This is a genomic window from Pedobacter terrae (assembly GCF_900100705.1).
Taxonomy (GTDB): domain Bacteria; phylum Bacteroidota; class Bacteroidia; order Sphingobacteriales; family Sphingobacteriaceae; genus Pedobacter; species Pedobacter terrae.
In genome coordinates this window covers 1-3,811 of record NZ_FNCH01000047.1, presented here as the reverse complement: position 1 = coordinate 3,811, position 3,811 = coordinate 1, and the positions used below count along the sequence as shown (strand labels likewise).

Here is a 3,811-nt window from a genome sequence, read left to right as displayed (position 1 = left end):
GGTACTGAAGGCTTCCCCAGACCTTGTCTATCACCCAAAGGCTCTCCTGCGAATAGGATAGAGGGATGCGCCCGGTCCTGATGCCGGGGGTTATCATTCTTTCCTCGCTTATACCAGTATCCAGAAAATCTATTAGCTCATTTTTGTATAACTTAATTTCTTCAATTAAAGCTGTGTCAAATGATAAACCTTTTACTTTTTGAACCTTTAGTTCTTTATGCTTATCGATAGAAATCGATAAGCCGTTAGCAGATGCTTTTTTGAGCAGATCTAGAAGATGTTCTGAGTGACTTTTGAGCATGTTTTGAACTTTAGTTATATATTAGATGTCCAATACCTCGTACTGTGTCTGGTCATCGATTGATTCATGTTGTTTGGTAGTTTCGATATAATCTGCGATGCCAGATATTGTGGTGATTTTAAACAAGAGCCTTACTGGTATTAATATTCCAAATTTGCTATTGATCGCTGATGAAAGCCGCAAAACCGTTAAAGAATCCCCTCCGATATCGAAAAAATCTTGATAAATGTCCAGCATTTGCCGTCCAAGAAGTTCTTGCCAGATTTCCAATAAGCCTTGTTCGGTTTCGTTTCGTGGATAGGATTGCTCGGCCTCGGCAGTGCTTAAGACGTTGGGAAAAGGAAGTTTTTCTTTGTCTACTTTGCCATTTTCCTTCAATGGGATTTGGTCTGCAGATATAATGAAAGTCGGTACCATATAATCGGGAAGCTTTTCACGCAGTGCTTTCCGCAAATTATTCTCATCAAAATTTTCACTAACTACGTAACTGATCAGGAATTTATTGCCAAAATGATCTTCGTTGTGGACTACCGTTGCTTGTGTTACATATTTGAGATTGGTAAGGATTTGGCTGATCTCATTCATTTCGATTCTGTAACCTCTGATTTTAACTTGATTGTCAAGCCTGTCCAAATATTCCAACTGTCCCTGATTATTCCACCGGACCAGATCTCCTGTTCGATAAAGACGGCCGAGAGAGTCATTAATCTCTGAAAAACAGGCGGCTGTAAGATCTGGCCTGTTTAAATAACCACGAGCTAATTGAATTCCTCCAATGTATAATTCTCCTGGGACACCTATTGGTACAATCTTTCCAGATACATTTAAAACATATGCTTTGACATTAATAATAGGTTTTCCTATAAAAACCTTTTCGAAATATTGAACCTTGTAACTGGTAACTTCGATAGAAGTTTCTGTTGGACCATAAAGATTGAACAATGGCGTATTCTCGAATTTTTCACTGAAGAGTCTAATATGGCTTTGTCTTAATGCCTCTCCACTACAGATCACACGTTTCAGACTGTTGCATTGTCCCTTTTTAATGTGTAATAAAAATACATCCAGCAATGATGGCACAAAGTGGACCGTTGTCAGTTTATTTTCGTCGATAAATGAGTGAAGATAATTGGTGTCCTTATTTCCTTGGGAAGTTGCCAGATAAAGACTGGCACCCACGATCAACGGGGCGAATATTTCCCATACCGAAACGTCAAAGCAGAATGTGGTTTTTTGTAAAAACCGATCTTCTTTCTGGAAATTGAAATATTCTTGTCCCCAATTTAAACGATTCATTACATTTTTGTGTTCAATCATTACTCCTTTGGGTTGACCCGTTGATCCTGAAGTATATATGACATAAGCTAGATCATTGGCAGTTGGGTAGCTGTGGGTTTCTGAAAATGGTTGTGCTTTTAGTTCTTTGTTATCGTTTGTGATAGCACATATTTCCAGTTTACCTAGAAGCTCTTTCGACACTTTATTGTGTTGTTTCCCATCTGTCAGTAGTATTTTTGCGGTTGTGTCTTTAAGGATATAGTTGATCCTGAATGAGGGATAGTTCGGGTCGATTGGTACGTAAGCATTTCCCGATTTTAATATTCCAAGCAGACCAACGATCATTTCTATGGACCGCTCAAGCATAATAGGCACTAATTCACCTTTTACACCTCTTGAATGGATTAAGTGTGCTACTTGGTCGCTACGGATATCCAACTCTTTGTAAGTGAGTTTTTGATTTTCGAATATCAAAGCTATTGATGCCGGTTCCTTTTGGACCTGCCTGTTGAACATACTACAGATTGTTTCATCTTCTTTATATATGACTGATGGACCTTGGAAGTCTTGTAGTAGTATATTCTGTTCAGCTGCTGTAATTGGAGACAGGTCTTTAATGGAAATAAAATCTTCAAGAACAATCTGATTTAAGATTTTAAAAAAGTGATCAGATATACGTTGGATATCCGCACCATCCACGACACTTGAATTATAATTAAAATTTACAGTAGGATTAAGGCCACCACTTGCGATAATTGTCAATAGGTAGTTAGTTTGTTCATGGTTGTTTATCGCCTCAATGCGAATATCACGACTTGTATTAACTTGATCTGGGTAATTTTCGAATACGAATATGGAGTCGAATAAGTCATTTGATATAAGGTTCCAGTTTTTGATATTGCTAATGGATGTATATTGGAATTCCCTGCATTTACTATTTTCAATTTGTATGTCTGCAAGCCATTCTGAGATCTTTTGATCTTGTTCTATCCTTGCCCTGAACGGTATGGTATTGATAAATAGACCAACTCTTTTTTCAGCATTTTCGAGTTCTGCGGGCCTTCCTGATACTGTCACCCCGAAGACAAGATCCTGCTGTCCCGTGTAGACATGGCATAGGTAAGCCCATATTCCTTGAAAAAGTGTACTTGTGGTTAGTCTGTTTTTCTGGATATATTTCTCAACGGCCATTTTGAGGTTGCCATCCAATGGACAGGTTATTTCCCTGTATTCTCCAATTCCATTATTTCTTGATGACTTCGTATCAGCGAAAGGAAGAAGGGTTGCGGGACTGCATCCGTTCAGGTACTTTTTCCAGAAAACTTCCTCTAGATGCTGGTCCCTTTCCTTTAAAAATTCGATATAATGCTGAAAGTGATCGACTTTAATCTCCGGGGTATTGCCTTTGAGAAGTTCCTGATAAAAATCGAGTACTTCGTTACAGATGATTCCCGATGACCATCCGTCCTTCACTATGTGGTGGCAGGTCCATACCAGTATATGTTCTTGAGAGTGCATCCGTATGATTGTAACCCTCATCAGTGGCGGTTTTTCCATATCAAACCTTTGACTCCTATCCTGCAGAAGGAATTCCTGAAGGAGGTGTTGATGGTTTTGCTCCGTAAAGTCTAGGATTTTGAATGGGAGCTCCACCTGATTGTGTACGGATTGAACAGGGAGACTGAACCCGTGATTATGAAATCCTGAGCGGAGGATTGTATGTTTTTGTATGACCAGTTCCCAGCTCATTTTAAACAGTTCCAGGTTGAGATCACCATGGATGTTACATTGGAACTGGTTAAGGTAGGAGGTAGAGTGCTCGTCATAAAGGCTATGGAAGAGCATACCTTCCTGTACCGGACTAAGCGGGTAGATGGCACTAATCTTTGAGAATGCTTTTTCTTCAAGAAACTCGTCGAGTTCCTGATTGGATGCGATGCCTGACATTCCAATGTCGGATACGGATCTTTTTGTTTGCTGCCTTGTTGAACAGTGTAGTATTATGCTTTCGATTTTTTGTATGTAGTCGTCGGAGATTTTTTCAATGGTCTGCCCGTCAAACAGGTCGCATCGATATTTCCAGTTCATTTTGAGTTTTCCTTTGATCACCATTGCGGTAATTATGATTTTTCTGGTTCCTGCATTCTGAGGTTCTACTGTTTGTCCGGTATTTTCATCTGCTGTTTTTATTGTTCCCTGGTTTTTCAGTACGTTATCGAGTTGACCGAGATA

Annotated in this window: 2 protein-coding genes; both read right to left on the bottom strand. The window is 39.4% G+C overall.

Annotated features, from left to right (window positions below; translation table 11 throughout):
* On the bottom strand, positions 1-301 hold a 301-nt coding region (locus BLR60_RS24510; RefSeq protein WP_143009156.1), incomplete at its 3' end, for a hypothetical protein.
* Positions 302-322: 21 nt separating this feature from the next.
* The coding region (locus tag BLR60_RS24505) for a non-ribosomal peptide synthetase (protein ID WP_143009155.1) at positions 323-3,811 on the bottom strand (3,489 nt) is incomplete at its 5' end.